Raw genomic sequence first — 4,352 nt, forward strand, 5'->3', positions numbered from 1 at the left:
AACGGAATAAAAGATATTTCTGAAAACGGATTACAAAACTGGTGGATAAAAATTTCCGGCAATGGAAATGATTCTGTTCTTACGGATGAAAGCGGCGTGTATTCATTCGATAGTCTACTTGCTGGAAATTATGTTGTGAGCGCAAAACTTCAGGAAGGATGGAGTCAAACATTTCCTTCTTCGCCCGGTACATATTTACTTACGATTTCCAGCGGAACAACATTTAGCGGGAACGATTTCGGAGTTTTTCAATCAAGTTCTATCACCGGGATGAAATTTTTTGACGGCAATGCAAACGGCGCAAAAGATGAAGGTGAAAACGGAATTGCCAACTGGAAAATTCTCCTTTCCGGCGATAAGACCGATTCTTTGCTTACTGATGCGAACGGTAATTATACGTTCGGAAGTTTGCTCGCTGGAAATTATACTGTAAGCGAAGTTAATCAAGATGGATGGCAACAAACGTTTCCCGCTTTCCCGGGAACGTACTCTGTTACATTAGCAATAGGAGAAAATGCAACAGAAAAAGATTTTGGAAATTTTTCCGATACATTGAAATTGAGAACCTTCAATTTTTCTGTTGAGTTGTCGAAGAAAGCAGCGAAACTGAAATTCAGCAAAGATAGCGTATTGAAAGAATCGCCAAATCTTGCAACTGCCGTTGAAGCAGTATTTGCAAAAATTGGAAAGAGCGGAGCAACATTTTTAGGAGTCCCGCAAACCGATGCGGCATTAGCAAAACAGTATGCGTGGATTTTCTACAAGAAAGCAATGGATTTGGGAAAACTTTTTACTTCTATGCATCGCGGATTAGCAATGCCTCTCGATTCTTTGCGCACGGGAACGAAAACAATAAAACTCAGTAAAGCAATTAAAGCCGACAGAAAAAAATATGACAACGTAGGAATTGAACAAGGTGTGCTTTTTAATTTGAACTTAAAAGCAAGTGAACTCGGAATTACACCAACTGGTTTAGGTTCGCTGTTATTAGATACAAACGTTATTTTGGCAGGACGTTCGTTGCAGGATTCATCGCTTGCATACATTGGAAAATTATTTGACAGCATTATGACATATCCGCAGCAGTTCGAGATTACGAATTCGTATGAATACGTGAAACTCAGCATTTTCGCAGATTCAATTCTTCGGCATTTAAATAACGCTTTCGCACAAACATTGGCGGATTCCAATTTTCGTATTGACACGAATGGCGTTATTGTCGGCAAAAATTCATATGCGTTGTACTTAAAAGGAACTCGCTTAACGAAAGAAGTCGGTCTCCTCAAGCGCAACGTTGGAAAATCTTCATCAACAAACTTTATGGCATTCGGAGCAACGGATACTCCCGAAAATTTTTCGTTGATGCAAAATTATCCGAATCCATTCAATCCACTAACCACTATTCATTATGCACTTCCCACTATCGGTGTTGTTACGTTGAAAATTTACAACGTGTTGGGACAAGAAGTAGCAACGTTATTAAACAACGAAGAACTGGAAGAAGGATTGCACGAAGTTCAATTCGATGCAAGTCGTTTATCGAGCGGTGTGTATTTTTATCGTCTTACTGTAGTACAAAATTCAATTTTGTCTTATACCGAAACGAAGAAGATGATTTTGCTCAAATAATACTTTTTTCATTTGCATTCATTTTCAATGAATCGTAAAAAAAACCTTCAATCGAATTTTGATTGAAGGTTTTTTTGTTTCTTCATTTCTCTGTACGGTTTCCACGCCACCAACAATTCTACTCGGACATCAAACCGAAATTTCCACGCGACAGCAATAATCGTTTTCATTGTTTAATCGTCTGTGAACGGAACAGTTTCAACTGAACATTCAAGGTTTTCCTTCGATGTGCATTAATAAATTCCGCGACTATATTTCGGAAATTGTTTGAAGAAAAATATCATTCAAATTTCCTTCAACATTTCAAATGGTTGCATGCATTCGTTACAATAGTGAACCGATTTACACGACGTTGAGCCAAATTCACTTCGTACATCGGTATTCGCTGAATGGCAATAGGGACATTCGTTCGCGCTTGAGGTATTTTTAGCAATACACTTTCCAACGATTCTTGACGGCGGCGCAATTCCATAGTTACGCAATTTCATTTTCGTTTCTTCGCTCAGCCAATCGGTTGTCCACGCTGGTGCATACACGGTTTTCAATTCTATGTTCCCGCAATTATGCTTTTGCAATTTTTCCACTATTTGTTCTTCTATCATTTTCATTGCGGGACAACCGGAATACGTTGGCGTTACAGTAATGCAAACGTTTTCATTTTCGAACGAAACATTGCGAACAATTCCCATCTCGACAATATTGAGTACGGGGATTTCCGGGTCGGTAATTTCGGAAAGATAGTTGAGAATAGTTTGTTGTGTCAAGATAGAAGTAGTTGAGTAGTTGAGTATATGAGCATAAGGGATGTTAGATACTTGAAACGCAAATCACATATCTCACATCTCATATCGAGTTTACCATTTTGCATTTGGAAATGAACGGGCGAGTATTTGCATTTCAGAAAGTAAATGTCCGAGATGTTCCGTGTGGTTGCCGATTCTTCCTCCGCTTTGCTGAAATCCGTTTTGAGGAATCGCAATTGTTGCTTCTCGAAAACATTGTTCTATTTCTTCTTTCCATTGTGAAGAAAGTGAATCAAGTGAAGGAATAATATTTTTTTCTACAAGAAGTTTTTCTACTGTGTCAACAAAAAACATTTCGCTTGTGTAACTCCATAATTCGTTCACTGCATTTTGCAATCGTGAATGACTTTCTTCCGTTCCATCTCCAAGCCGTAACATCCATTGTTTTGAATGTCGAAGATGATACATTGTTTCTTTCTTTGCTTTCGCAGAAATTCCCGCAAGTGTTTCGTTGGAACTTCTTTGTAAGTGTTCAAAAAGAAATTTGCTGTACACGGAAAAGAAATATTGTCGCGCTATCGTAAAAGCAAAATCGCCTTTCGGAAGTTCAACGAGTTTGCAGTTTTTGAAATCAATGACTTCGCGCAAATATACTACATCATCTTCCGAGCGATTGTTGTTTTCTATTTCGCACCCGAGTTGCAGCAATGCCGAAGACTGTCCAAGTAAATCCAGCGCGATATTTCCGAGAGCAATATCTTCTTCTAAAATTGGTCCGTGTCCACACCATTCCGAAAGGCGATGACCAAGAATCAATCTATCGTCAGCGATGCGTAAGAGAAATGTGATAAAATGTTGTCGAGTTTCATTTTCCATTTTTGTTATCGTATGAATATCGAATGATTGCAAATTTATGAATGTGGAATTTGATATTCGCAACTTCGTACTGTTTCGTTTTTCGCATATTCAAATATCCTTCACCGATTTCGGAATTGTATAAAACTGCGGATGACGATATATTTTATCACTCGCCGGTTCAAAAAATTCTCCTGCTTCCGTTGGCGATGTTGCGTGAATTTCTTTCGACGGAACAACCCAAAGATTCACAACACTACCGCGACGAGAATACACATCACGTGCATTTTGTAACGCCATTTCTGCATCCGGCGCGTGCAAACTTCCGCAGTGAATATGCGGTTCACCGGTTTTTTCCTGCGCAAAGACTTCCCAAAGTTGCCATTCGGTATCTGATTGTTTTTCTGACATAAATTTTTCTCTTACGTTGACGTATTGATTTTCTTGTTCGCTACATTTTTCCCCTACGGGATAATTCTCTTCTGCATTGAGAGATTCACTGATAATTCTTTCTTTATGGTGTTTTCTTTTGATTTCAAACTCTTGATATTCACCGACATTGAAACTTTTCGCTTCCTCATTTGTTTCAATTCTACATAAACCAATCATAATGAAGCGATAGTATTGTTATTTCTTTTGTTGGCATTATAAAATGATCCCGCAGGGATTGAATGTTCATAGAAACGTAATAAACAAAACATTTCAAAACTCCGTAGGAGTTTAATATTCAACTCCGATGGAATTGTTGTTATTCTTTTTCTTTCTTTGCTATTCATATTTAACCCCTTCGGGGTTATTGATTTGTTTGTATTTTCTTTCTCCGAATTTCATTCGGAGTTATTAAAATTTAACGTCTGCGGCGTTGAGTTTTATGTTGTTAATTCTTGTTGCTACTAAGGTTTTGCGAAGATGGAGCCCACTTTTGCTAACAGTGATTGAGTGATATTATTGATTTAGTTTTTCTTTACTAACAAAGTGGACTCCATCTATTAAGTTCTCAAAAAAATTTTAAACTTCTTTTTCTTTTAAGAAAAGAAAAAGAAGCAAAAAGAAAAGAGCGCAATAGAGTATAGTGCATAGGTTAATAAGTCCTCACGATACGAAAACCGATACGGCTGTAGCGAT

General features: G+C 37.9%; 4 protein-coding genes. 1 reads left to right on the forward strand and 3 read right to left on the reverse strand.

Annotated features, from left to right (window positions below; genetic code table 11):
* Nucleotides 1-1,629, forward strand: a 1,629-nt coding sequence (locus FJ218_10905; GenBank protein ID MBM4167410.1) for a T9SS type A sorting domain-containing protein, incomplete at its 5' end; no start/stop codon positions are given.
* A 284-nt stretch (nt 1,630-1,913) separates the two neighbouring features.
* Here the strand turns inward: FJ218_10905 and paaJ are convergent.
* The 3 genes from paaJ to FJ218_10920 form a co-directional block, all read right to left on the reverse strand.
* Nucleotides 1,914-2,396: a phenylacetate-CoA oxygenase subunit PaaJ gene (gene paaJ, locus FJ218_10910; protein MBM4167411.1), complete on the reverse strand. Its 483-nt coding sequence runs from the start codon at nt 2,394-2,396 to the stop codon at nt 1,914-1,916.
* A gap of 87 nt (nt 2,397-2,483) precedes the next feature.
* Nucleotides 2,484-3,248: a phenylacetate-CoA oxygenase subunit PaaC gene (paaC, locus tag FJ218_10915; protein ID MBM4167412.1), complete on the reverse strand. Its 765-nt coding sequence runs from the start codon at nt 3,246-3,248 to the stop codon at nt 2,484-2,486.
* A 90-nt stretch (nt 3,249-3,338) separates the two neighbouring features.
* A complete protein-coding gene (locus FJ218_10920; GenBank protein MBM4167413.1) occupies nt 3,339-3,638 on the reverse strand; it encodes a 1,2-phenylacetyl-CoA epoxidase subunit B in 300 nt (99 codons plus the stop codon).
* Between the last annotated feature and the right edge of the window lie 714 nt (nt 3,639-4,352).

This window comes from Ignavibacteria bacterium, from assembly GCA_016873775.1.
Lineage (GTDB): Bacteria > Bacteroidota > Ignavibacteria > UBA10030 > F1-140-MAGs086 > JAGXRH01.

Coding starts and splice junctions, on each gene's coding strand:
- paaC (MBM4167412.1), bottom strand. CDS start 3,248: ATGGAAAATGAAACTCGACAACATTTTATCACATTTCTCTTACGCATC.
- FJ218_10920 (MBM4167413.1), bottom strand. CDS start 3,638: ATGTCAGAAAAACAATCAGATACCGAATGGCAACTTTGGGAAGTCTTT.